This is a genomic window from Georgenia sp. Marseille-Q6866 (assembly GCF_965111665.1).
Genome location: NZ_CBCOOR010000001.1, coordinates 255,952 through 280,463 on the forward strand (window position 1 = coordinate 255,952; position 24,512 = coordinate 280,463).

Annotated in this window: 21 protein-coding genes, 1 tRNA gene and 1 riboswitch; of the genes, 8 read left to right on the forward strand and 14 right to left on the reverse strand. The window is 73.7% G+C overall.

What is annotated here, in order from left to right:
• Nucleotides 1-15: 15 nt before the first annotated feature.
• Nucleotides 16-225 (reverse strand): hypothetical protein, encoded by a 210-nt coding sequence (locus tag ACWPXV_RS01245; protein ID WP_454083511.1) that lies wholly within the window; start codon nt 223-225, stop codon nt 16-18.
• Between ACWPXV_RS01245 and ACWPXV_RS01250 the strand changes: the two genes are divergently transcribed.
• The gene (locus ACWPXV_RS01250; protein WP_454083512.1) at nt 224-3,604 is read left to right on the forward strand and encodes an error-prone DNA polymerase; all 3,381 of its coding nucleotides are present in this window, start codon (nt 224-226) and stop codon (nt 3,602-3,604) included. The genes ACWPXV_RS01245 and ACWPXV_RS01250 overlap by 2 nt on opposite strands.
• 1 nt (nt 3,605) lies before the next feature.
• On the opposite strand, the gene ACWPXV_RS01255 is transcribed toward ACWPXV_RS01250, so the two are convergent.
• Complete coding sequence (locus tag ACWPXV_RS01255; protein WP_454083513.1) at nt 3,606-4,826, reverse strand: AI-2E family transporter; 1,221 nt, start codon at nt 4,824-4,826, stop codon at nt 3,606-3,608.
• A 380-nt stretch (nt 4,827-5,206) separates the two neighbouring features.
• Here ACWPXV_RS01255 and ACWPXV_RS01260 point away from each other — a divergent pair.
• A tRNA-Leu gene (locus ACWPXV_RS01260) sits at nt 5,207-5,292 on the forward strand.
• Nucleotides 5,293-5,404: 112 nt separating this feature from the next.
• Here ACWPXV_RS01260 and ACWPXV_RS01265 read toward each other — a convergent pair.
• Nucleotides 5,405-6,256 (reverse strand): MBL fold metallo-hydrolase, encoded by an 852-nt coding sequence (locus ACWPXV_RS01265; RefSeq protein WP_454083514.1) that lies wholly within the window; start codon nt 6,254-6,256, stop codon nt 5,405-5,407.
• A 218-nt stretch (nt 6,257-6,474) separates the two neighbouring features.
• Here ACWPXV_RS01265 and ACWPXV_RS01270 point away from each other — a divergent pair, with 218 nt between their 5' ends.
• Both ACWPXV_RS01270 and ACWPXV_RS01275 read left to right on the forward strand, forming a co-directional pair.
• Nucleotides 6,475-8,055 (forward strand): N-acetylmuramoyl-L-alanine amidase, encoded by a 1,581-nt coding sequence (locus tag ACWPXV_RS01270; RefSeq protein ID WP_454083515.1) that lies wholly within the window; start codon nt 6,475-6,477, stop codon nt 8,053-8,055.
• Complete coding sequence (locus ACWPXV_RS01275; protein ID WP_454083516.1) at nt 8,052-8,546, forward strand: hypothetical protein; 495 nt, start codon at nt 8,052-8,054, stop codon at nt 8,544-8,546. Before ACWPXV_RS01270 ends, ACWPXV_RS01275 begins: the two co-directional genes overlap by 4 nt.
• Nucleotides 8,547-8,548: 2 nt before the next feature.
• Here ACWPXV_RS01275 and ACWPXV_RS01280 read toward each other — a convergent pair whose 3' ends face one another.
• The 7 genes from ACWPXV_RS01280 to ACWPXV_RS01310 all read right to left on the reverse strand — a co-directional run bounded on the left by ACWPXV_RS01280 (nt 8,549) and on the right by ACWPXV_RS01310 (nt 16,283).
• A complete protein-coding gene (locus tag ACWPXV_RS01280; RefSeq protein ID WP_454083517.1) occupies nt 8,549-9,334 on the reverse strand; it encodes an energy-coupling factor transporter transmembrane component T family protein in 786 nt (261 codons plus the stop codon).
• On the reverse strand, nt 9,331-11,046 hold the full coding sequence (locus tag ACWPXV_RS01285; RefSeq protein ID WP_454083518.1) for an ABC transporter ATP-binding protein: 1,716 nt from the start codon (nt 11,044-11,046) through the stop codon (nt 9,331-9,333). Before ACWPXV_RS01285 ends, ACWPXV_RS01280 begins: the two co-directional genes overlap by 4 nt.
• Nucleotides 11,039-11,656, reverse strand: coding sequence for an ECF transporter S component (locus tag ACWPXV_RS01290; RefSeq protein WP_454083519.1), 618 nt, complete (start codon nt 11,654-11,656; stop codon nt 11,039-11,041). Before ACWPXV_RS01290 ends, ACWPXV_RS01285 begins: the two co-directional genes overlap by 8 nt.
• On the reverse strand, nt 11,653-12,324 hold the full coding sequence (locus ACWPXV_RS01295; protein WP_454083520.1) for a YkoF family thiamine/hydroxymethylpyrimidine-binding protein: 672 nt from the start codon (nt 12,322-12,324) through the stop codon (nt 11,653-11,655). Before ACWPXV_RS01295 ends, ACWPXV_RS01290 begins: the two co-directional genes overlap by 4 nt.
• A 47-nt stretch (nt 12,325-12,371) precedes the next feature.
• A riboswitch (TPP riboswitch) is annotated at nt 12,372-12,479 on the reverse strand.
• Nucleotides 12,480-12,530: 51 nt separating this feature from the next.
• Nucleotides 12,531-13,979 (reverse strand): alanine/glycine:cation symporter family protein, encoded by a 1,449-nt coding sequence (locus ACWPXV_RS01300; RefSeq protein WP_454083521.1) that lies wholly within the window; start codon nt 13,977-13,979, stop codon nt 12,531-12,533.
• Nucleotides 13,980-14,069: 90 nt separating this feature from the next.
• Nucleotides 14,070-14,801: a TSUP family transporter gene (locus ACWPXV_RS01305; protein ID WP_454083522.1), complete on the reverse strand. Its 732-nt coding sequence runs from the start codon at nt 14,799-14,801 to the stop codon at nt 14,070-14,072.
• Nucleotides 14,802-14,828: 27 nt separating this feature from the next.
• Nucleotides 14,829-16,283: a protein adenylyltransferase SelO gene (locus tag ACWPXV_RS01310; protein ID WP_454083523.1), complete on the reverse strand. Its 1,455-nt coding sequence runs from the start codon at nt 16,281-16,283 to the stop codon at nt 14,829-14,831.
• A 50-nt stretch (nt 16,284-16,333) separates the two neighbouring features.
• Between ACWPXV_RS01310 and ACWPXV_RS01315 the strand changes: the two genes are divergently transcribed.
• The 3 genes from ACWPXV_RS01315 (at nt 16,334) to ACWPXV_RS01325 (ending at nt 19,499) form a co-directional block, all read left to right on the forward strand.
• Nucleotides 16,334-17,125: a DUF429 domain-containing protein gene (locus ACWPXV_RS01315; RefSeq protein ID WP_454083524.1), complete on the forward strand. Its 792-nt coding sequence runs from the start codon at nt 16,334-16,336 to the stop codon at nt 17,123-17,125.
• 58 nt (nt 17,126-17,183) lie between these two features.
• The gene (locus ACWPXV_RS01320) at nt 17,184-18,614 is read left to right on the forward strand and encodes a DUF222 domain-containing protein (RefSeq protein ID WP_454083525.1); all 1,431 of its coding nucleotides are present in this window, start codon (nt 17,184-17,186) and stop codon (nt 18,612-18,614) included.
• Between the two features lie 507 nt (nt 18,615-19,121).
• Nucleotides 19,122-19,499, forward strand: a complete 378-nt coding sequence (locus ACWPXV_RS01325) for a hypothetical protein (RefSeq protein ID WP_454083526.1) — start codon at nt 19,122-19,124, stop codon at nt 19,497-19,499.
• Between the two features lie 6 nt (nt 19,500-19,505).
• On the opposite strand, the gene ACWPXV_RS01330 is transcribed toward ACWPXV_RS01325, so the two are convergent.
• From ACWPXV_RS01330 to ACWPXV_RS01345, 4 genes are read right to left on the reverse strand one after another with little or no spacing between them, the layout of a single operon-like run.
• Complete coding sequence (locus tag ACWPXV_RS01330) at nt 19,506-20,279, reverse strand: FadR/GntR family transcriptional regulator (protein WP_454083527.1); 774 nt, start codon at nt 20,277-20,279, stop codon at nt 19,506-19,508.
• Between the two features lie 27 nt (nt 20,280-20,306).
• Nucleotides 20,307-21,275 carry an ABC transporter substrate-binding protein gene (locus ACWPXV_RS01335; RefSeq protein WP_454083528.1) on the reverse strand — a complete coding sequence of 323 codons (969 nt, stop codon included), beginning with the start codon at nt 21,273-21,275 and terminating at the stop codon, nt 20,307-20,309.
• A gap of 11 nt (nt 21,276-21,286) precedes the next feature.
• Nucleotides 21,287-22,093 (reverse strand): ABC transporter ATP-binding protein, encoded by an 807-nt coding sequence (locus tag ACWPXV_RS01340; RefSeq protein ID WP_454083529.1) that lies wholly within the window; start codon nt 22,091-22,093, stop codon nt 21,287-21,289.
• Nucleotides 22,090-23,160: a FecCD family ABC transporter permease gene (locus tag ACWPXV_RS01345; RefSeq protein ID WP_454083530.1), complete on the reverse strand. Its 1,071-nt coding sequence runs from the start codon at nt 23,158-23,160 to the stop codon at nt 22,090-22,092. The genes ACWPXV_RS01340 and ACWPXV_RS01345 overlap by 4 nt, the downstream gene beginning before the upstream one ends.
• Before the next feature lie 196 nt (nt 23,161-23,356).
• On the opposite strand from ACWPXV_RS01345, the gene ACWPXV_RS01350 reads away from it, so the two are divergent.
• Nucleotides 23,357-24,454, forward strand: a complete 1,098-nt coding sequence (locus ACWPXV_RS01350) for a ferrochelatase (RefSeq protein WP_454083531.1) — start codon at nt 23,357-23,359, stop codon at nt 24,452-24,454.
• Nucleotides 24,455-24,512: the final 58 nt, after the last annotated feature.

A 24,512-nucleotide genomic window follows, 5' to 3' on the forward strand; every position in this document is an offset into this window, starting at 1 on the left:
CCCCCGGGTGTCCCGTCAGTCGCTGCCGTCGTACGGGGCGGCGAGGTCGAGATGCTCGCTGCCGGGGACGGGCACCTCCTGCCACGTCTCGAGGACGGGCACGCCGAGGCCGTCACCCCCGGTGCCGGCGAAGCGGAGCGTCTCCAGCTCCGGCGACAGGGGGCTGTCCCGGTCGGCCTCGGCGAGACGGGGCTGGTCGCGGTCGACGACGTCGTCGGTGCTCATGAGTCGACGGTACTCCGCGGCTCGTCACCAGCCACCGGGGACGTACACTCGAACACATGTACGACAGGAGGCGGAGGTGACCCCGCGCTACGCCGAGCTGCACGCGCACTCGGCCTTCAGCTTCCTCGACGGCGCCAACCAGCCCGAGGAGCTCGCGGTCGAGGCGCACCGCCTCGGGCTCTCGGCGCTGGCCGTCACCGACCACGACGGCCTCTACGGCGTCGTCCGCTTCGCCGAGGCCGCCCGCCGGATCGGGCTGCCCGCCGTCATCGGGGCCGAGCTCACCCTCGGGTCCGCCGAGCGCGCCACCGGCCAGATGGACCCGCCCGGGACCCACCTCCTCGCCCTGGCCCGGGGACCGCAGGGCTACCGCAGCCTGTCCCGCGCCATCGCCGAGGCGCACCTCGCCACGGGGGAGAAGGGCCGCAGCGACTACCGCCTGCCGGCGCTCGCGGAGGCCGCGGACGGGCAGTGGCTCGTCCTCACCGGCTGCCGCAAGGGTGCGGTGCGCCGCGCCCTGGAGACCGGCGGGCAGGGCGCCGCCCGCGCCGCCCTCGACGATCTCACCTCGCTCTTCGGGCGGAACAACGTCGCCGTCGAGATCACCGACACCGGGGACCCGCTCGACTCCGCCCGCAACGACGCCCTCGCCGAGCTCGCCGCCGCGGCGCGTCTCCCGCTCGTCGCCACCGGCGCCGTCCACTGCGCCCGCCCCGCCGACCAGCCGCTCGCCGACGTCCTCGCCGCAATTCGCGCCCGCGCCACCCTGGAGGAGATCGACGGCTGGCGCCCGCCCACCGCCGCCCACCTGCGCTCGGCGGCGGAGATGGCCGCGATCCACGCCCGCCACCCGCAGGCGGTGACGACGGCCGCGGACCTCGGCGCCGAGTGCGCCTTCGACCTCGCGCTCGTGGCCCCCAACCTGCCGCCGCACCCGGTCCCGGCCGGGCACACCGAGGCCACCTGGCTGCGCGAGCTCACCTACCGCGGCGCGGCCGAGCGGTACGGGCCGCGCGGGGCCGAACGCATCCCCGGCGCCTACGCGATGATCGAGCACGAGCTGCAGGTCATCATCGACCTCGACTTCCCCGGCTACTTCCTCATCGTCCACGAGATCGTCGACTTCTGCCGCGCGCAGGGCATCCTGTGCCAGGGCCGCGGCTCGGCCGCCAACTCCGCGGTGTGCTTCGCGCTGGGGATCACCGCCGTCGACGCCGTCCAGCACCGGCTGCTCTTCGAGCGCTTCCTGTCCCCGGGCCGCTCCGGCCCGCCCGACATCGACCTCGACATCGAGTCCGGGCGCCGCGAGGAGGTCATCCAGTTCGTCTACGAGCGCTACGGGCGCACCCACGCCGCGCAGGTCGCCAACGTCATCTCCTACCGGCCCCGCTCGGCGGTCCGCGACGCCGCCCGCGCCCTCGGCTACGACCTCGGGCAGCAGGACGCGTGGAGCAAGTCCATCGAGCGGTGGCGCAGCCTGCGCAACCCCGACGACGGCGGGGACGCGCGCGGGGCCCGTGACGGTCGCGGGCCCTCACCCGCCGACGACGTCGCCGGCATCCCCGCCGACGTCGTCGACATCGCCGAGCAGATGCTGCGCCTGCCCCGCCACCTGGGCATCCACTCCGGCGGGATGGTGCTGTGCGACCGTCCCGTCGTCGAGGTCTGCCCGGTGGAGTGGGCCACGATGCCCGGGCGCACCGTCCTGCAGTGGGACAAGGACGACTGCGCCGACGCCGGCCTGGTGAAGTTCGACCTCCTCGGCCTGGGCATGCTCACCGCCCTGCGCCTGGCCTTCGCCGACGTCAACGCGCACGCGGCGCCGGGCACCCCGCCGGTGGGCCTGCACTCCCTGCCGCAGGAGGACCCCCGCGTCTACGACCTGCTGTGCGCGGCGGACACCGTCGGCCTGTTCCAGGTCGAGTCCCGCGCCCAGATGGCCACCCTGCCGCGCCTGCGGCCGCGGAACTTCTACGACATCGTCGTCGAGGTCGCGCTCATCCGTCCCGGCCCGATCCAGGGCGACTCGGTCAACCCGTACATCAACCGCCGTCGCGGCCGGGAGGAGGTCACCTACCTCCACCCGCTGCTCGAGCCGGCGCTGTCCAAGACCCTCGGGGTGCCGCTGTTCCAGGAGCAGCTCATGCAGATCGCCATCGACGTCGCGGACTTCAGCCCGGGCGAGGCCGACCAGCTGCGCAAGGCGATGGGCTCCAAGCGCTCCACCGAGCGGATGGAGGCGCTGCGCGGGCGGCTCCTCGAGGGCATGGCCCGCAAGGGCGTCACCGGTGCCGTCGCGGACCAGATCTACGACAAGCTCAAGGCCTTCGCGGACTTCGGCTTCCCGGAGTCCCACGCCTTCTCCTTCGCCTACCTCGTCTACGCCAGTGCCTGGCTCAAGGTCCACCACCCCGAGGCCTTCTACGCGGCGCTCCTCGCCGCCCAGCCGATGGGCTTCTACTCCCCGCAGACCCTCGTCGCCGACGCCCGCCGCCACGGCGTGCGGGTGCTGCGGGCGGACGTGCAGACCTCCCAGGCCCAGGCCGTGGTGGAGCGGAGTAACAACTCAGCTCTCGGCGAGGAGGGGGCCACCCCCGCGCCGGCAGCTGGATCACGCCCGCCCGAGGACGTGCCGCGGGACGTGGGCAGTGGGCGGCCGCTGGTCGACCCGCACCCGCACCTGGCCGTCCGGCTGGGGCTGGCCCCGGTCCGCGGCATCGGGGAGAGGACGGCCGAGCGGGTCGTGGCCGAGCGGGAGGCGAACGGTCCCTTCGCCGACATCGCCGACCTTGCCCGGCGGGTGCGGCTCACCGCCGCCCAGCTCGAGGCCCTGGCCACGGCCGGTGCGCTGGACTGCTTCGGCCTGGAGCGGCGCGCGGCGCTGTGGGCCGCGGGGGTGCTGGCGGGGGAGCACAACACCCTGCCGCACACCGCCGTCGGCTTCGAGGCCCCGATGCTGCCGGGGATGGACGAGCTGGAGACCGCCGTCGCCGACGTGTGGGCCACCGGTGTGTCCACCGACAGCTTCCCCACCCAGTTCCTGCGCCCCGAGCTCACCGCCCAGGGGATCTCGAGCATCGCGGGGCTGGCCACCACCGAGGTGGGCAGCAGGGTGGAGGTGGCCGGCGTCGTCACCCACCGCCAGCGGCCGGGGACGGCGGGCGGCGTCACCTTCCTCTCCCTGGAGGACGAGACGGGCCTGCTCAACGTCGTGTGCAGCCCCGGGCTGTGGGCGCGCTACCGGCAGACGGCGCGCACGAGCGCGGCCCTCGTGGTGCGCGGGACGGTGGAACGGGGCGACGGCGTGCTCAACCTCGTCGCCGACCACGTGCGCGACCTGCCGCTCCGGGTGGCCTCGCGCTCCCGCGACTTCCGCTGAGTCAGCCCCGCACGCCGCCGACGCTCGGCCGGCCCTCGGCGACCTCGTCGTCGGTGCCGCGCTCGTTGTGCCGCTGACGACGGCGCTGGACGCCCTCGGCGATGCCGCGAGGGTCGGGCAGGTCGCCCTCGACGGGCGGGTCGGGCTCGTGCAGCGCGGAGTAGACCGCCCAGAGGACGGCGAGGATGGGGATGGCGATGATGGCGCCGAGCAGGCCGGCGAGGAAGGTGCCCGCCGTGACGCCGAGGGCGACGACGACCGGGTGGAGCGAGACCTGCCGGCCCATGACGAGCGGCTGGAGGAGGTGTCCCTCGATCTGCCCGATGAGCGCGATACCGATCGTCACGATGAGCGCGTCGACGATGCCGCCGGCGGCCAGTGCGACGACGGCCGCGATGATCATCGCCAGTGGTGCGCCGATGAGCGGGATGAAGGCGCCGATGAAGACCAGCACCGCGAGCGGCGCGGCGAGCGGCACCCCGACGATGGCGAGGAGGATGAAGGCGAGGACGCCGTCGGCGAAGGCGATGATCACCGTGCCGCGCGCGTAGCCGGCGAAGGTGTACCAGCCCGAGCTCGCGGCCCGGTGGACGTTCTCCCGGGACCGGGCCGGCAGCTGGTTGATGAACCAGCGCCACATGTCCCCGCCGCGCAGGAGGAAGAACACCGTGACGAAGATGCTCAGCGCGAGGACGGTGAAGATCAGGGCGACGGCGCCGGCGTTGCTCAGCACCTGGCCGGCGAGCGTGCCGGCGTTCTGCGACACGTAGTTCTGGGCCTCCGCGACGAGCCCGTTGATCCAGTCGTAGATCTCCGCCTGGGTGAAGTGGATGGGTAGCGGCCCGGTCTCGAGGAACTCGAAGATGTCGTCGATGCCCTGGCCGAACTGGTCGGCGAGGTCCTCCCACTGCCCGGCCACCGAGGTGATGACGTAGGTGAAGATGCCGGCGACGACGGCGAGCGAGCCCAGCATGGCGACGGCGGTGGCCAGGGCGCGTGGCATCACCCGTGCGAGGGCGCTCACCACCGGGTAGAGGACGGAGGTGATGACGAGAGCCACGAAGACGGCGATGAACACCGCCTGGATGCGCGTCGTCGCGAAGACGGCCATCGCCACGACGATGACGATCCCGAGGAACAACCAGGCCATGAGGCCGTAGCGGCGCAGCCACCGGGGGACGTCGAAGGGGTCACGCTCGGCGTGCAGCGCCCGTTCCGGCATGCGGCGCACCGACACCCGCGTCACCGACGACGACGCGCGAGGCATCCGGGCGGCACGTGCCGGGCTCCGGTCAGCCGGTGAGGACGGCGACGGCCTGGCGCCGTGCACGGGCGGGCCACCTGGCTCCGGTCGGCGGGTGCGGACCTTGCCGAAAAGCCTCATCCGGGCGGCCTCCTCGTGTGCTGGACGTGCCCAGTGTGGCGCACCGCGCGCCCTGCAGCCCGACGACACGGCCGACCCCGCACGGGCACGCCGAGGCAGCCGGTGGTGGCGCTCGCCACACTCCGCCCGGAACGGCCGCCGCAGTTCGAAACGGCCCTCGCGACCGTGCTATCTTTTGGGACGTCGCCAGGGGCTCAGGCAGCTGGAGGACACCACTCGTCCGGGTGGCGGAATAGGTAGACGCGCTAGCTTGAGGTGCTAGTGCCCGTATTAGGGCGTGGGGGTTCAAGTCCCCCCTCGGACACAGGCAAGGCCCGCAGGATCTCAGATCCCGCGGGCCTTTCTGCATGCAGCGTGCGCGCCCGAGGATGGGGTCGCCCTGGCACTCCTCGGGTCCGAGCGCGCCGGACGACCGCTCAGGTGAGGTCGTCGTGCGCGCCGCTGACCCACTCGATGTACCGCTGCGCCGAGCGCTCGACCACCTCACCGGCACCCGAGGGGACGACCCCGCGGAAGTTGTTGTACAGCCGCTCGAACTGGAGCCGCGCCACCTGGTCGGCGATCCGCCGGACGACGGTCGCGGACAGCGGGATGCGGTTCGGGTAGCTGCGCAGGAAGCTGACGGTCCGTCCCTCGGGGCCGGGGAAGATGCCGTCTCCCGCCAGCAGGACGCCCTGCCCGTCGGCGCCCGTGAAGCGGGCGACCGTGCTGCCGGGGAAGTGGCCGCCGATCTGCTCGAGGTGGACGCCCGGCACGATCTCGTGCGCCTCGTCCCACAGCCGCACCGCCGGCGCGCGGAGGGGGAGGAAGGCGGCGTCGGCGCGGGCGACGAGGACCGGCGCGTCGTCGAAGGCGCGGCTGTACAGCGACTGGACGCCGTACATGTGCGGGTGGCTCGCGACGATGGCCGCGAGCCGGCCGCGGGACGCGATGGCGTCCACGGCGGCGTCGTCGATGAGGCCGGGGACGTCGAACAGGACGTTGCCGTGGTCGGTGACGACGAGCTTGCCGGTCTGTCCGATGCCGACGGACGGCTCGGTCCTGATCCCGAGCAGGCCCGGCTCGAGCTCCTCGACGACGGTGCGGTGCCCGGCCTCGAGGAGCCGCCCCACCGTGGTCCACGCCTGGCCGCTGCGCGGCACCCACTGCCTCTCGTCGGCGCAGATGACGCACACGTCCGGCAGCGGCTCGTGTCCGTACTCGACCGCGCAGGTGGCACAGACGACGTGGTCTGCAGCACCTCGCAGCACAGCGGTCCGGTCACTCATGGCGTTCCCCCGTCTCGTCGGTGAGCGTTCGATGCCGCGAGAGTAGTGGTTCCCGGCGACGGGGTGACGGCGTGCGAGGTAGGCCGTCGTCGCTGCGTGTGACTGGTGTGACGGATGAGACAAGTGCGAACCATTCAATCCTGGTCTACACCTGCCGATACTGCTGGGGACGCCTCCGTGCGCCTCCACCACCCGCAACCCGGAAGTTCGCCTTTCCTATGCCACTGTTCAGGGCTGCCCGCCCCACGCTCGTCGTCACCTCACTGATCCTCGCGGGCACGGTCCCCGCTGCGGCCGGGACCGTGGAGGAGGAGCCGGTCACCGTCGTCGCCCTCACCACCGCGGACGGCAGCCTCACCGGCCTCGCCGACGAGGGCCTGCGGCCGCTGCAGTCCAGCGCGCGCTCCATGCGCACCCAGGCGGCCCCCGAGACCGACGACGTCGCCGTCCTCACCGCGCCCATCGCGACGGACGAGTTCTACGTCGCGGGCGTCACCTGGGATGGCGCGGACGCCCTGCCGCAGGACGCCGCGGTCTTCATCCGTGTCCTGGAGAGCGGGCAGTGGCAGGACTGGACGCAGCTCGAGGTCGAGAGCGCCGCGGACGACGCGGGCCCCACCGGCGGGACGGAGCCCTACATCGCGGCGGGCGCCGAGGCCGTCCAGGTGCAGATCACCGGGGACGCCGCGCAGCTGCCCGCCAACGTCCGGCTCAGCCTCACCCCGGAGTGGCCGGGGGACGAGCAGGTCGTGCTCGAGGAGGACGCCCCCGCCGTCTCCGCCGCACCGACCACCGACCCGCTGGCCCCCGTGCCGGCGGCCGCCCTGCCCTTCCAGCAGCCGGCCGCGCGCGCCTCCGCCGCCCCGTCCGCCCAGGCCACCACGCAGTCCGCGACCGTCAGCCGGGCCGCCGTGTCCGTCCCGCGCCCGGCGATCACCAGCCGCGCCGGCTGGGGGGCGAACGAGTCCCAGATGAAGTGGCGCCCCTCCTACGCGACCCTGCAGGCCACCGTCGTCCACCACACCGCCGGGAGCAACACCTACACCAAGGCGCAGAGCCCGAGCATCGTGCGCGGCATCTACTACTACCACGCGGTCACGCGCGGCTGGGGCGACATCGGGTACAACTTCCTCATCGACAAGTGGGGTCGGATCTACGAGGGCCGCAGCGGCTCGCTGGCCTCGCCCACCGGCAAGATGCCCGTCGGCGCGCACGCGGCCCCGTTCAACACCGGCACCGTGGGGCTCAGCGTCATGGGCGACTACACCAAGGTCGGTGTCCCGAGCGCCGCGATGAACGCCATGGCCGACATCCTCGCCTGGCAGTTCGGCCGCGCGGGCCTCGACGCGACCGCGAGCTCGGGCATGGTCTCGCCGGGCACGTACGCCCGTCCCAAGGGCCAGCGGCTGGGCCGGGTCTTCGCCCACCGCGACGTCTCCGCCACCGCCTGCCCCGGCGACGACATCTACTCCCGCATGGGCTGGCTCGCCCGGGCCGCCGACCAGCGCGTCGACAACGCCACCCCCACCCCGCCCCGAGCCGACGCCCGCCCCCGCCGACGACCCCGGCCAGGCCGGCGCCGCCCGCGGCGATCACCGACCCGCTCAAGCACACCGGCACGGTCTACCTCAACAACGACTGGACCCCGTGGTCGAGCGTCGACTTCGCCTTCGGGGACAAGCGCTCGCAGGTCTTCGTCGGCGACTGGGACGGTGACGGCACCGACACGCTCGCCATCCGCAAGGGCAACACCTTCTACGTCCACGGCCGCAACGCCTCGGGCGCGCTGCAGTCGGTGATCCAGTACGGCCGCGCGAACGACGAGGTGCTCGTGGGGGACTGGGACGGCAACGGGACCGACACCTTCGCGGTGCGGCGCGGCAAGACCTTCCACGTGAAGAACACCGTGTCCTCCGGCGACGCCGACCACGTCTTCGTCTACGGGCGGACCAGTGACGAGGTGCTCGTCGGCGACTGGGACACCGACGGGAAGGACACCTTCGCCGTCCGCCGCCGCGACGTCTTCCACGTGAAAAACGCGATCACCGGCGGGCCGGCGGACACCGCCATCACCTACGGCCGCGCGAGCGACCGCGTCCTCGTCGGGGACTGGGACGGCGACGGCGTGGACACCTTCGCCGTCCGGCGCGGCATCGCCTACCACGTGAAGAACCGCATCACCGGCGGGCCGGCGGACCTCGTCCTCAACTACGGGCGGCGCAACGACGTCGTCCTCGTCGGGGACTGGAACGGCGACGGCACCGACACGCTCGGGGTCCACCGGCCCTGAGCTCAGCCGACCAGGGCGGCCGGACCCCGCAGCACCCCCAGCCACGCGCTGGCGAGCAGGACGGCGCCGACGACGCCGAGCACCCCTGCCGCCAGCGCCCAGTCCGCACGCGTGACGGTGACCGGCCACCACGTCGTGCGGGGGCTGAGCCCGAGACCGCGCGACTCCAGTGACTGCGCCATCCGCTCCCCGCGCCGCACGGTGACGACGAGCAGCGTGAAGATCACGCGGCCCAGGTGGCGCGGGCCGCGTGGTGGGCGTCCGCCGCGCCCGAGCGGCGCCCGCACGGCGTGGGCGTGCTGGATGGTCGACCACTCGCGCGGCATGTCCTGGAGGAGCCGGTACCCGGCGAGCACCGCGTAGGCGACCCGGGGGCTGAGCCGGGCGTTCTGCCGCAAGCTGTGCATGAGTGCCACGGCGTCGGTCGACAGGAGGAAGCCGGTCGCGAGCACCCCGATGAGCAGGGTGCGGATCGCCAGTGCGCCCCCCACCGACAGCCCCTCGGCCGTCACCCGCAGCACCCCTGCCTGCCACAGCACCTCACCGGGGCGGCTCAGCACGTTGACGACGAGGACCCCGAGCGCGAAGGCAGCGAAGGGCACGTGCGCGAGCAGCAGCGTGCGGGGCGTCGCGCTCGTCGTCGTCGCGACGCCGACGACGGCGAGCAGGTAGAGGACGGCCGGTGTCAGCGGGTCGAGGACGAACATCACGACGAGCGAGACGACGAAGACGATCCCGAGCTTGACCGTCGGGTTGCGCCGGTCGAGCGGGGGAGCGGTCGCGCTCACCGCAGGGCCTCGGCGCGCGCGGGCGGCGCGCCCACGGCGGCGTCGAGGGCGAGCAGCGCGCGGCGGACCGCGGCGGGCTCGCCGATCTCCTCCAGCAGCCAGCCGACCAGCGGCGGCAGGGTGAGACCGCTGCGGCGCCGGACGTCGGCGTCGCGCAGCACCGGGACGGCCGGGCCGTCCGCGAGGACGCCGCCCTCGGCGAGCACGACGACGCGGTCCGCCAGCGTGAGCACCGTCCGCAGGTCGTGGCTCGAGACGACGACGGCGCAGCCCGCGTCGGCGGCGGCCCGCATCGCCGTCGTCGTCGCGATGGTGTCGCGGCGGTCCAGGCCGAGCGTCGGCTCGTCGGCGAGGAGGCAGGGCCGCTCGTGGGCGAGCATCGCCGCAAGGCTGAGGCGGCGCTTCTCCCCGCCGGAGAGCCGGAAGGGGCTCTGCCCGGCGAGGTGCTCGAGGCGGTGCGCGCGCAGCTGCCTGCGCACCACCTCGTCCACCGGGCCGGTGAGCCCGTGGGCGACCTCCTCGGCGACGGTGTGCGCGACGAACTGGTGCTCGGCGTTCTGGAACACCATCCCCGCGCGCTCGCCCTCGACGCTGCCGGCCGCCGGTGCCAGGAGACCGGCGAGCGTGAGGAGCAGGGAGGTCTTGCCCACCCCGTTTCGCCCGAGCAGGGCGACCACCTCGCCGGCGCGCAGCTCGAGGTCGATCCCGGCCAGCAGCGGTGGCGGGCCGGTGGGGCCGGGCGCGCGACGCCGTCGTCGGACCGGGGCGTGCCGCAAGACGGCCAGCCCGTGGGCGCGGAGCACGACGTCCCCAACCGGTGGGCCGGCCGGCACCTCGCCGCCGGGCGCCTGCGCGAGCTGCCGGAGCAGGTCCTGGGCCGCCGGAGAGTTGAGACCACCGTCGCCCCCGCTGAGGGCGCGCAGCTCGGCGTCCAGCGGGAGCCAGCACCCCGCTCTCAGCAGCCCGCCCGCGTGGTCGCGCAGGACCTGCTCGGTGACGCCGTCGGCGAGGACGCGGCCGCCCTCGTCGAGCACCACGGCGCGCCCCGGCAGCGCACCCGCGCCGTCCTCACCGGCGAGCTCGTCGAGCCGGTGCTCGACGAGGACGACCGTCGTGCCCGGCCGCGACCACACCGCCGTGAGGGCGCGCCGCACGTCGGCCACCCCGGCCGGGTCGAGCATCGAGGTCGGCTCGTCGAGGAGCAGGATGTCTGGGTCGGTGACGAGGGCTGCCGCCAGCGCCACCCGCTGCGTCTCCCCGCCGGAGAGCTCGCCGGTCACCCGCTCACGGAGGTGGCCGGCGCCCACGGTCGCGAGCGCGGAGTCCAGCCGCGGCCCGATCTCCGCCGGGTCGGTCGCGTGGTTCTCCAGGGGCAGGGCCAGCTCCTGGTCGACGGTCGGCAGGCAGACCGCCGCCGCCGGGTCCTGGGCGACGAGCGCCACGTGGCGGGACAGCTCCACCACTGCCGCGTCGGTGGTGCGGGTGCCGGCGACGGTCACCTCACCGGCCAGCCGCGCCGCCACGGTGTGCGGCACGACGCCGGTGAGGCAGTGCAGGACGGTGGACTTGCCGGAGCCCGAGGGCCCGAGCAGCAGGAGGTGCTCGCCGTGCCGCAGCCGCAGGTCGATGCCGCTGAGCACCGGGGCCGCGCGGCGCGGGACCGTGACGGACACGCCGTCGAGCACCACCGGGTCGGCCGGGTGCTCAGGCACGGGCGCTCGCCTCCCGGCCGATCGCGAAGTTGTCGACGACGCCGGTCCGCGCGAGGGCGTCGACGACCACCTTGGCGAGCAGCCCACCGAGCACGACGCCGGAGACCAGCTGGAGCACGAGGCGCAGGGCGAAGACGTCCTGGCCGTACCAGCCGGCGGAGAACGCGACGTAGAAGAACACGAGTCCCGCACCGAGCAGCCCGGAGGCCGCGAAGACCGCCCATCCGAACCGGCGGTACCGGGTGAGCGCGAACGCCAGCTCGCTGCCTGCGCCCTGGATCGCCGCGGCGATCATGAGGCTCGGTCCCACCGGGGAGCCGAGGAAGACGACCTCGACCACCGACGCGATGATCTCGGCCGCGATCCCGGCGCCCGGGCGCCGGACGATCGCGATGACGATGGGCGCGACGATCAACCAGCCGCCGAAGAGCACGTGCTGGGCGAGGTCACCGGCCGGCCCCATGAGGATGGCCAGCCCGTTCCAGGCCTGCACCAGCACCCAGTACACGAAGCCGAAGACGACGCCGAGCACCACCATGAGCATGAGCTCCTTGAGATCCCAGAAAGGCGCCCGGGCGCGGGGCGGTGCCGGGAGGGGCGCGCCGCTCACCGGGTCGTCCCGGCGCTCGGCGACCCGACGGACACGGTGAGGTGGGAGACGACGTGCGGGATCTCGGTGCCGACCAGGGCCCACGCGCTGACCGCGGTGGCCAGCACCTCGGCGACGTCCCCGCTGAGGCGCGTGGCGTAGTGCGTGGCGGAGGTGGCCGTCCCGCGCCGCTGGGCAGCCTCGATGGCGGCCTTGATGAGCGGCATGTGGTCGGCACCGTCCGACGTGCCCTCCAGCAGCGGGTACAGCGCCCAGTGCGCGACGGCGGGGATCCCCGTGGCCTCGACGTCCACCGGCGGCGCGCTCGGCAGCTCGGCCGTGGTGACGTCGCAGCTGCGCACGCACGGGCAGCCCCGTGAGAGAAGGATGTGGGCGACGACGTGCCCGCCGTTGCTGCGGTGGGTGGCCGCCGCGATCACGGCGGTGAGGTAGCGCGCCAGGCGCTCCTCGGCGGGAGTCTCCAAGGCGCCCACGTAGGTGCTCACCTCGTCGGTCTCGAGCGTCAGGCCGTCGGTGAGGCCGGCCCGCTCGACGTCGTCGAGCGCACCGACGATGACCTCGACGAAGTCGTCGCTGTGGGGGTGGATGCTCACGCGTGCACCGATGCCGTGCTCCTGCGGGGTGGGCACGCGCGCGGTGTCGTGGGTGGACTGCTGGGTGGTGCTCATCTGGGCCCTCTCAGGCCCCAGGGGTACCTCGAAGCCCCACCGACGACATGTCGGTGGGTGCCCTGCTCCCTACGCCGGTACGAACCGGATCAGGTTGACGGGTCTGCGGACCTTCCGCACTCTCAGCGCCTGCTGGCGCTCCCCGGGGGTGTGGGCCGAGCCTAGGCAGCGCGCCGGGGCGGTGTCCACCCCGTCCCACGAAGCGTTCAGCGGGCCACGCGGTCGACGTCGTCGGCGAAGCTGCGCGGGGAGAAGACGCGCACCTCGTCGAGGGTGGCGGAGAGCCCGGGGTCGTTGTCGAGGTACTTCTTGGTCTCCCGTGCGACGAGCCCGGACAGGATGACGAGGCCGATGAGGTTGGGGATGGCCATGAGCCCGTTCATGACGTCGGCGAAGCTCCACACCACGTCCAGGGACACGGTGGCACCGACGTAGACCATGAGGGAGAACACGACCCGGTAGGGCATGACCCCACCGCGTCCCACGAGGCGCTCGATGCACCGCTCGCCGTAGTAGGACCAGCCGAGGACCGTGGAGAAGGCGAACATCGCCAGGGCGATGGTGACGATGTAGCCGCCCCAGTTACCGGGCAGACCGTGGGAGAAGGCCTCGCCGGTCATGATGCCCGCCTGGTCCCTGCCCATGTCCCACACGCCGGTCGTGACGATGACCAGGCCGGTGAAGGTGACGACGATGATCGTGTCGATGAAGGTCTGCGTCATCGACACGAGCGCCTGGCGGACGGGGTGTGACGTCTTGGCCGCCGCGGCCGCGATCGCCGCGGAGCCGAGACCGGACTCGTTGGAGAACATGCCGCGGGCGGCGCCCAGCTGGACGGCGATGATGATCGTCGAGCCGACGAACCCGCCGGTGGCGGCGGTGCCGCTGAACGCGTCGGTGAAGATGAGGATGATCGCGGCGGGGACGTCGGTGATGTTGACGATGAGGATGAACAGCGCGCCGACGACGTAGAAGACGATCATCACGGGGACGAAGGCCGCGGTGACCCGGCCGATCGACTTGATGCCGCCGACGAGCACGATGAACGCGGCGACGGCCAGCACCGCACCGGTCACCCACCGGTCGACCCCGAAGGAGCCCTCGAGGTTCTCGGCGACGGCGTTGCCCTGGACCAGGTTGCCGATCCCGAAGGACGCGATGATCGCCATGACCGTGAACATCAGCCCGAGCACCTTGCCGACAGGGCCCTTGATGCCGCGTTCCAGGTAGTACTGCGGGCCTCCGGACTTCTCCCCGGCGGAGTCGGTGCGGCGGTAGTACACGCCGAGGAAGGCCTCGGTGTACTTCGAGGCCATCCCGACGAGGCCGGTGACCCACATCCAGAACAGCGCGCCCGGCCCGCCGATGCTGATCGCCGTGGCGACACCGACGATGTTGCCCGTGCCGACGGTGGCCGAGAGAGCCGTGGTGAGGGCCTGGAACTGGGACACGTCGCCGTCGTCGGCGCCGACGTCCCTACGCTTGACGATCCCCAGCTTGAGCGCCGCGCCGAGCTTGCGGAACTGCAGGCCCCGCAGCCGGATCGTGAGCAGCAGCCCGACGCCGAACAGGAGGGGGATGAGGACGAAGGGACCCCACACGACCCCCGACACGGCCTCGAAGAAGTCGTTGATGTCCTCGACCAGCTGGTCCATGTGTGCTCCCCGGGCATCGGTGCGGCTGAATGGCCGCCACTGTGCCACGGGTCACAGACATCGGTGGTGAACTTGGCCGGGCGAGTTGCGTCAGGTCACGGCGAGGATCCCGCGGACGAGGGTCGCCGTCGCGCCGAGGACGACGACGGCGACGGCGACCCGTCGCGCCGTCGTCGCCGGCACGTGGCGGGCCACCCGGCCCCCGACGAGCACGCCCACCGGCACGGCGGCCACCGCGGCGACGACGAGCGGCCACCCGGGCAGCCCGCCCGCGGCGGCACCGGTCACCGTCTTCGTCAGCAGCGAGACGAGACCCATGGTGAGGAAGATGGGCTGGAGCGTGGCGGCGAAGGCCCGCTGCGGCCAGCTCGTGGCCTGGGCGTAGATGAGGACGGCCGGCCCACCGACGCCCACTGCCGTGTTGAGGAAGCCGCCCGTGAGCCCCGCGACGGGCGCAGCGGCGCGGCCGAGGTCGGGCAGCTGCCAGGCCAGCGCCATCGGGGCGAGGGCGACGAGGAGCGCGGCGCCGATGACCACCTCCAGCCAGCCGGCGTCCGCGGCGCGGACGAGCAGCGCCGCCGGCACCGAGCCGACGACGATCGTCGGCGCGATGCGGAGGAAGCGCGCCCAGTCGATGTCCGCGCGCATGACGACGGTGAGGGCGAGAGCCGACACGACCGTCGTAATGTTGGTGAGGACCACCCCGGCCACCGGGCCGATGAGCAGCACGAAGGTGGGGGAGACGACGAGGCCGGTCCCCATGCCGCTCGTGCGCTGGAGCACCGCGCCGAGCACGACGGCGCCCAGCACGGCAGCAAGCACCCAGACCTCCACGTGCCGTCCGGGCCGTCAGGTGCCGCAGTAGGTGACGAACGGCGTCTCCGGAGGCGCCGGGAGGGCGTAGCGCTCGAGCCCGGACCGCTCCTCGTAGGGGCGCGTAACGACGTCGAGGAGCTCGCGCACCGGGCCGAGGTCCCCGGCGGTGGCGGCGTCGAGCGCCTCCTCGAGGAGGTGGTTGCGCGGGATGTAGACGGGGTTGTGGCGCTCCATGAGGGCGGCGTCCGGGTCCACCGCCTGCCACTGCTCGAGCCACCGGCCGAGCCGGGCGTCGAAGCCGGGCAGCGCACGTACCGCGGCGGTGTCCCCGTGCGCCGCGGAGGTGAGGGCGCGGAAGAAGGTGGTGTGGTCGGGACGGGCGGCGACGAGGAGCGCGGTGAGGTCGGCGACGAGCCGGTCCGCACCGTCGTCGTCCTCCGAGAGCCCGAGCTTGGCCCGCATACCGGCCGTCCACGCGGCGCTGTACCGGGCGGGGAAGGTGTTGACGAGGTCGGTGAGGACGCGGACGGCCTCCTCCTCGTCCGTGTGGACGAGGGGGAGGAGGGCCTCGGCGAGGCGGGCGAGGTTCCACTGCGCGATGACCGGCTGGTTGCCGTACGCGTAGCGCCCGCGGGCGTCGATGGAGCTGAAGACGGTGTCCGGGTCGACGGCCTCCATGAAGGCGCACGGCCCGTAGTCGATCGTCTCCCCGGAGATCGTCATGTTGTCGGTGTTCATCACGCCGTGCACGAAGCCGACGAGCATCCACAGCGCCACGAGCGAGGCCTGCGCGTCGAGGACCGCCTCGAGGAGCGCGAGGTAGGGGTTGTCCGCCGCGGCGGCGTCGGGGTGGTGGCGGGCGATCGCGTGGTCGGCGAGGCGGCGCAGCAGCTCGAGGTCGCCGGTGGCGCGCGCGTACTGGAACGTCCCCACGCGCAGGTGGCTGGCGGCGACGCGCGCGAGGACGGCGCCGGGCAGCAGCGTCTCGCGCCGCACCGAGGCGCCAGTGGCGACGACGGCGAGGGAGCGGGTGGTCGGCACGCCGAGCGCGTGCATCGCCTCGCTGACGACGTACTCGCGCAGCATCGGGCCGACGGCGGCCAGACCGTCACCGCCACGGGCGAAGGGCGTGGGGCCCGAGCCCTTGAGGTGGAGGTCGCGGACCGCGCCGCTCGTGTCGGTGAGCTCACCGAGGAGGAGGGCCCGGCCGTCGCCCAGGCGCGGGGAGTAGGAGCCGAACTGGTGGCCCGCGTAGGCCATGGCGACGGGCGTGGCGCCGTCGGGCACGGTGCTGCCGACGAGCAGGCCCATGCCCTCCGGGGTCCGCAGCTCCTCGGGGTCGAGGCCGAGCTCGCGGGCGAGCGGCTCGTTGAGGAGAAGCAGCGTGGGCGTCGGCACGCCGGCCGCGCGCCACGGGACGACGAGCTCGGGGAGCTCGCGGGCGTAGCGGTCACCGAGGACGTTGCTGGCGGGAGCGGTGGTGCTCATCGTTCGACGATACGTCGGTGGCCGCGCGGCTGCTCGGTACGGTTCGTCACGTGCACATCGGCATCGACCTGGCCTGGAACACCCGTCGTCGCACCGGCCTGGCGGCGGTGGACGACGCCGGCGCGCTCGTCGCGTCTGGCAGTGCGGTGAGCGACGCGGAGATCGACGACTGGCTCGCGGGGCTGCCGGCGCCCGTCGTCAGCGTCGCGATCGACGCGCCGCTCGTCGTCGTCAACGCCACGGGGATGCGCGAGTGCGAGAAGCAGGTGGGCAAGGCCTACGGCCGCTACGACGCGAGCTGCCACGCGAGCAACCGCTCGATCCCGTACTTCGACCCGCCGCGCGCGTGGACGCTCGCGGAGCGGCACGGGTGGGCGACCGATCCGTCGCACCGGGGGAGCGTCGACCGGCCCGCCGCGATCGAGGTGTACCCGCACGCCGCCATGGTGGGGCTGTTCGGGCTCGGCCGGATCCTCAAGTACAAGAGCGGTCCGGTGCTCGCGCGGCGGGCGGCGCTAGTCGAGCTGCTGGAGCGGATGGAGGGCATCCCCGTGCTCGGGCTGTCCGGGAACGCCCTGTGGCGCGAGGTTCGGGTGGCGGTCGAGGAGGCCACGCGGCCCATGCACCTGGACCGGGTGGAGGACGAGGTCGACGCCGTCATGTGCGCGCACCTCGCCTGGCTCTGGCACCGGGCGCCCCAGTCGCTGCACGTGTTCGGCGACGCGGAGAGCGGCTACATCGTCGCGCCGCCAGCGCCCAGCCACCCGGCCACCCCGCGGGTTGCGGCTGCGGTGCCGACGGAGAGTACCGAGGCGCCACGGCTGACGCCGAACGTGTGGTGACCAGCGGGTCTATCCCGGCCGCGGCCGAATGTCAGACCCCGTCTGTAACGTCGATCACATGGACGACGACGGCGTGGCACCGGGCGGTGGGAGGGTCACCTCCGCCGCCGGCAGCGTGCCGGCAGGCACGCTCACCGTGGCGGTGCTCGAGTCGTGGCGGGGAGTGCTGAGCGAGGTCGACAGGACCATCTCCGACGCCGAGCGCGTCGACCTCATCCGGGCGCTGGAGGAGCTGAAGTCGGCCGCGTGCGCGGCACAGGCGCAGCTTTCGGTGGAGCTGGATGCCTCCCAGCGTGCGGAGCAGGCGCGGGCCGGTGTCCCGCTGTCCCGCCGGGGCGCGGGCATCGGGACGCAGGTCGCCCTCGCCCGGCGCGAGTCCCCGCACCGCGGCGGGCGGCTGCTCGGGCTCGCCAAGGCGCTCGTCGTCGAGATGCCGCACACCTACCGGGCGCTGCAGGAAGGCCTGCTCAGCGAGTGGCGGGCCACCCTGCTCGTCCGGGAGTCGGCCTGCCTGTCCGTCGAGGACCGCACCGCCTTCGACGCCGAGATGGCGGGGGACCCGGCGCAGCTGGAGGGACTCGGGGACCGGCAGCTGGTCGCCCGGGCCAAGAAGGTCGCCTACCGCCTCGACGCCGCCTCGGTGGTCCGCCGCGCGCGCAAGGCGGAGAACGAGCGCTGCGTGAGCCTGCGGCCCGCCCCGGACACGATGAGCTACCTGACCGGCCTGCTGCCCGTCACGCAGGGTGTGGCGGTCCTCGCCGCACTCACCAAGGCCGCGGACTCCGCGCGTGCCCGGGGGGACGGGCGCAGCCGGGGGCAGGTCATGGCCGACACCCTCGTCGAGCGGGTCACCGGCCAGGACACGGCGGACGCCGTGCCGGTCGAGGTGCAGCTCGTCATGACCGAGCGCACGCTCCTCGCCGGCGACGACGAACCCGCCCACATCCCCGGGTACGGGACCGTCCCGGGCGGCTGGGCGCGGCGCCTGGTGGCCCGCCGGCTCGGCACGCCGGAGCTCGCGGGCCTTGGCCGCCACACCCGGGTGTGGCTGCGCCGCCTCTTCACCTCCCCGACCACCGGTCAGCTCGTCCAGATGGACTCGCGTCGCCGCACCGTCCCACCCGGCCTCGCCCGCTTTATCGCCGCCCGCGACCAGACGTGCCGCACCCCGTGGTGCGACGCGCCCGTCCGGCACGTCGACCACGTCGTCCCCTGGAGCGAGGGCGGGAGGACCGAGGCGGACGGCCTGGAGGGCTACTGCGAGGCGTGCAACTACGCCAAGCAGGCACCCGGCTGGCGTACCCGCGCCGGACCGCCGGACGACGAGCGCGGCCACGTCGTCGAGACCACCAGCCCCACCGGGCACCGCTACCGCTCCCGGGCGCCGGCCCTGCCCGGCCACCCGCCACCGGACGAGCGCGAGCCGGCGCACCCGGACCGGGACAGCGCCGCCGAGCGCTACCTCCTCGACCTCCACCGCGTCGCCTGACCAGGAAGCTGAGCGATGCCTCACATCCGGTCCAGTCGTGCCGATGGGACCGAGGAGACCGATCGACCGGCGAGGAGACACCGTGACCACACCGCCCGAGGGGCAGCCGACCAACCCCTACGCCCCGGTCCCGCCGCCGGGGTCGGTGCCCCCTCCCTACGGCGCCGCACCGGTCCCGTCGTACGGGGACCCGGTCAGCGTCCCCGGGTACCAACCGTCCTTCCCCGGTGCCCCGCAGCCGCCGCGGCGCGGCATGAAGGGCTGGCAGGTGGCGGCCGTGGCCACGACCACGGGCGTGCTCGGCCTCGTCGTGGGGATCGGCATCGGGGGCGCGGGCGACGACGACGCCCCGGCTGCGGCTCCCACCCCATCGCCCGGACCGAGGAGCCGAGCGCCAAGCCCGCCGAGGACGACGCGACCGAGGCTGCGGACGACGAGCCCACCGACGACGCCCCCGCCGACGACGAGGAGGGCGCCCGCTCCACGCCCTACCCCGTCGGCACCCCCGTGACCGACGGCGAGTGGGAGGTGACGCTCGGCGAGCCTCGCGAGGGCTGGTCGGAGATCCAGGCGGAGAACCAGTTCAACGACGCGCCGGCCGAGGGCACCGAGTACTACCTCGTCCCGGTGACCGCCACCTACCTCGGCGACGAGACCGGCCTGCCGTGGATGGACCTCAGTGTCCAGTTCGTCGGGAGCGACGCCCGCACCTACACCGACAGCTGCGGCGTCATCCCCGGTGACCTCATGGACGTCGACGAGCTCTACGAGGGCGGTGTCGCCGAGGGCAACGTCTGCGTCGCCGTCCCCGAGGGCGCCGACGGTCTGTGGACGCTCAGCACCGGCTGGGGCGGCAACACGGTGTTCTTCACCGCCGCGGACTGACGGACGCTAGGCGCGCTCGCGCTCCTGGGCGCGAGCCGCCGCGATCCGCTCGACGTCCACCGGCGAGCGCTGCAGCGGCGGGATGATCTCGTCGTCGGGCGTGATGATGACGAGGTCGTTGTCCATGTGGTCGGCCATGGCGTGCACCGCGTCGATGAAGTCACCGCGCCGGACGGCGTCGACGATGCGCTCGTGCTCCACCTGCATGGTCTGCGCGTCACTGCCGTGGGTGAGGCGATCGACGTGCCCGGGCGCCGCGAGCTTCTCGGTGATCCCCGCGTACAGCGAGGCGAGCAGCCGGTTCTTCGCGGCGTCGAAGAGGAGGTAGTGGAAGCGGGAGGCGAGCTCCACGCTCGTGTCCCGCGGTCCGACGGCCGGGCACTGCCCGCCGCGCAGCGACTGCGCGACCGAGGCCTCGAGCGCCGCGACGTCCTCGGGCGTCCGGTGCAGCGCCGCCTGCTGGGCGGCCTCCACCTCCAGCGCGCGGCGGTAGCTGAGCAGCTCCTCGAGCGTGTACGCCGTGAGGAACTCCGAGAGCACCGCGCTCGTCGGGGCGCTGGAGCGCACGAAGGTGCCGCGTCCCGGCAGCGTCTCGAGCATGCCGATGCTCGCGAGAGAGCGGACGGCCTCGCGGATCGTCGAGCGGCCCACGCCGAGGGTCTCGGCGAGCTCGGGCTCGATCGGGATGCGTGAGCCGACCTCCCACGCGCCGGTGGTGATCTGCCGCCGCAGGTAGGCGAGCGTGTTCCGGGCGCGCTCGGTGCCGCTGCTGGTGACCATCTTGCGAGTATAGGAAGGGAAAGCCGCTCAGCCGGCGATCCACTGCGCGATCCGGTCGCGCCCCTCCACGGTCCCCGTGAGGCCGAGCGCCTGCACCTCGCGTCCCTCGAGGAGGAGCGTCTCGTGATCGGCCACCGCGGGCAGCGCCGCGACCGCCGGGTTGTCGAGCAGCGGGCGGAAGATCGCGTCACCCGAGCCGTTCATGTCGACGAGAAGGATCCGGTCCGGCTCCGCGGCGAGCACCTGCTCGGCCGAGATGGGCCCGGTCCGCACCATGCCGAGGGTCTCGCTGGCGTCCTGGGCGCCGGCCAGGCGCAGGACCTCGAGCGGGAACGCGCCGCCAGCGGTGACGAAGGGGCGCCCGGCCTGGTTGCTCAGCACGAGCACCCGCGGGCCGTCCTCGGCGGACTCGTCCACCAGGCCCGTCGTCACCTCCTCGACGAGCGTGCTCGCCGTGTCCTCCACGCCGAGCGCCTCACCGACGAGCGCGATGTTCGTCGTCATGTCATCCACGCTCGCCCAGGTGTTCGGCAGGACGAGCACCGGGATGCCGGCGCCCTCGAGGACCTGGCCCACCCCGGCCTCCAGGCCGTGGCGGTCGTTGAGGACGACGAGGTCGGGCGCCGCCGCGATGACGGCCTCGGCGTCGATGCTGCTCTCGCTCGCGGCGTGGTGCTCGACGGCGGCCATCTCCTGCGCGTGGTTCGACAGCGCCGGGTTCGAGGCCTCCTCGGGGACCATGACGAGGCGGTCCGCGGCGCCGAGCTCGGCGACGACCGCAGCCGTCTCGTAGGTGAGCGCGGCGACCCGCTCCGGCTCGGCCTCGAGGGTCACCTCGTCGGCCGCGAGCTCACGCCCCGCCGGGACCTGGACGGTCCGCGGGAAGGCGGCCGCGCCGTCGTCGGCCACCGAGGCCGCGGGCTCGGAGGAAGCGGTGGAGGAGCAGGCGCCGAGCGTGAGCAGGAGCGCGAGCAGGACAGGCAGACGGTGACGCAACGGGCGTCCTCTCAGTGACGGACCGCGACGGGGCGGTGGCGGGTGTAGGTGGCGGCCGTCGGGCAGGACGGCCGCACGAGGCTGAGGGTGGGGGAGCCGGCCGGCGAGGCGAAGACCTCGACCGTGACGCCGTAGACGCGGCGGATGAGCTCGGCGGTGATGACCTCGTGCGGCGGGCCGAGGACCACCGCGCCGTCCGCGACGACGGCGACCCGGTCGGCCCAGCGCAGCGCCTGGGTGAGGTCGTGCATCGTGACGACGACGACGTGCCCGGCGTTCGCGTGCTCGCGCAGCACGTGCATGACGGTGAGCTGGTGCCCGAGGTCCAGGGCGGAGGTCGGCTCGTCGAGCAGCATGACCGGCGCGGCCTGCGCGACGACGCGCGCGACCTGGACCAGCTGCCGCTCCCCGCCGGACAGGTGCGCGTAGCTGCGGTCGGCGAGCTCGCCCACCCCGAGCCGCTCCAGCGCCTCGAGCGTCCGCTGCTCCGCCGGACCGGCCTCCGGGGTGGCCAGCGCCCCGACGCCGACGACGTCACGCACCCGCAGCTCGTTGGGCGCGTAGCTGTCCTGGGTCATGTACGAGAGCACCTGCGCGAGCCGGCGCGGACGCATCCGGTGCAGGTCCGCGTCGCCGTAGCGGACCGCGCCGGTCGAGCGCACCCCGTTGCCGACGACGGCGGAGAGCAGGCTGGACTTGCCCGCCCCGTTGGGGCCGACGAGCCCGAGCAGCGTGCCCGGCGAGACGACCGCGTCGACCGGCGCGAAGAGCGGCCGGCCGCGGTGCGCGACGAGCTGGTCGAGGACGAGGTCGCTCATGCCCGCCTCCGCGAGAGAAGCAGCGCAAGAAACACCGGCGCACCGATGACGGCGCACACGGCGCCGGTCTGGACGACGACCGAGACCGAGGCCGCGCGCGCGACCGTGTCGGCGAGCAGGAGGAACAGCGCCCCGCACACGACCGAGATGGGCAGGAGCAGTGCGTGCTTGGCGCCGATGACGAGGCGCACCGCGTGCGGCACGACGAGCCCGACGAAGCTGATGACCCCGGAGACCGCGACGGCCGCGCCGGTGACGAGGGAGGCGACGAGGAGGAGGACGAGCCGCGTGCGGTGGACGTCGTAGCCGGAGGTGGCAGCGACGTCGTCGCCGAGGAGCAGGGCGTCCAGCGCCCGCGCCCGGGTGAGCAGGAGGGCCAGCCCGACGAGGACCGGCCCGGCCGCCATCGCCGCGTGCGTCCACGTGCGCAGCTCGAGGTCGCCGGCGAGCCAGAACACGGCGCCGCGCGCGAGGGCGTCGTCGTGGGCGTTGGCGACGAGGACGGAGATGATCGCGCCGGCGAAGGCGTTGATCGAGACGCCGACGAGGATGAGCGTGTAGGTGCTCGCACCACGGTTGGCCTGCAGCACCGCCTGGAGGACGAGCGCCACCGCGAGGCTGCCGGCGAAGGCGGCCACCGGCACGCCCCACTGGAGCGAGCCGCCCAGCCCCAGTGTGATGCCCGCGACCGCGCCCACCGCCGCCCCGGAGGACACCCCGGTGACGCCCGGGTCGGCGAGCGGGTTGCGGAAGACGGCCTGCATGACCACGCCCACCCCCGCCAGCGCCCCGCCGACGAGCATCGCGACGACGATCCGCGGCAGCCGGATGGACCACACGACCGTGCTCACCTGGCCGCCGTCGGGGGCGACGACGGCGCGCACCGCCTCGAGCGCGTCCAGCCGCAGCGTCCCCAGGCCCACGCTGAGCAGCGCGGCGAGGACGAGGGCGAGCACCGCACCGCCCGCCAGCCACGCCGCACGGCGCGGGACCGGCCGGCGAGGTGAGGGGGAGGAGCCGGCCGCCGGCGCCGTCGCCGCGGACGGCGGTGAGGCCAGCTGGGTCATCGGGCACCTTCGAGCGGTCGGGCGGGGCGGACTGCCTTACCTGACCACATCGGACTTCATCAGATCAAGCAGTTCATCTGATGAGGCGGCGAGTCGTGGCGAACGCCTCAGTGGCGAGAGACCCCACCGGCAGGGGCCACTTCATCTGATGTTACGGTGAGCCCGTTTGCGACGCCGTCCCGAGGAGCCCGTCACCATGTCCCACCCCGCCGCGCCCTACGACGCCCTGCTGCTCTGCTCCTTCGGCGGGCCGAACAGGACGGAGGACGTCGTGCCCTTCCTGCGCAACGTCGTGCGCGGCAAGGGGATCCCCGACGAGCGGCTCGAGGAGGTCGGCGAGCACTACTTCGCCTTCGACGGCAAGAGCCCGATCAACGAGCAGAACCTCGCCCTGCGCGCCGCCCTCGCGGCCGAGCTGCGCGAGCGCGGCGTCGAGCTCCCGGTCCTGTGGGGCAACCGCAACTGGCACCCCTACACCGTCGACACCCTCCGCGACGCCGTCGCCTTCGGTGCCCGCCGCATCCTCGTCCTCGTCACGAGCGCCTACGCCTCCTACTCCGGCAGCCGCCAGTACCGCGAGCACCTCGCCGCGGCCGTGAGCGAGCTCGGCGTCGACGCCGAGGGCCTCGAGATCGACGTCCTGCGCCCCTTCTTCAACGACCCCGGCTTCGTCGACGCCAACACCGACGCCGTCCTCGCTGCGGTCGAGCAGCTGCCGGCCGGCGAGGGCGTCCACATCGCTTACGTCACCCACTCGATCCCCGACACCATGCAGGACGCCTCGGCCGCCACCGGCCCCGGCTACCGCGAGCAGCACGAGGACGTCCGGGCCGCCATCGACGCCACCCTGCGCGAGCGTGGCGTGACCATCACCTCGTCGCTGTCCTACTGCTCGCGCTCGGGCGACCCGCGCACGCCGTGGCTCGAGCCGGACGTCAACGACCACCTCGCCCAGCTCGCGCAGGACGGCGTCACCCGCGTCGTCATCGCCCCCATCGGCTTCATCTCCGACCACATGGAGGTGGCCTGGGACCTGGACACCGAGGCGATGGAGACGGCCCGAGAGCTCGGCATGGACGCCGCCCGTGCCGGCACGGCCGGGACCGCGCCGGTCTTCGTCTCCGGGCTTGTCGACCTCGTCCTCGAGCGTGCCGCTCGCGAGCGGGGCGAGGAGCCGCAGGTGACCGTGCGCGGTCAGCTGCCGGCCTTCCCCGACGTCGCCCCTCCCGGCAGCTGCCGGATGCGCCACGGTGAGGCCACCGGCATCCCCGTCCTCGCCGGCACCGCCGACTGACCCCGTCCAGCCCCACCAGGAGGAATGACCCGTGAGCTCCGCCCAGCCCCAGTCCGCC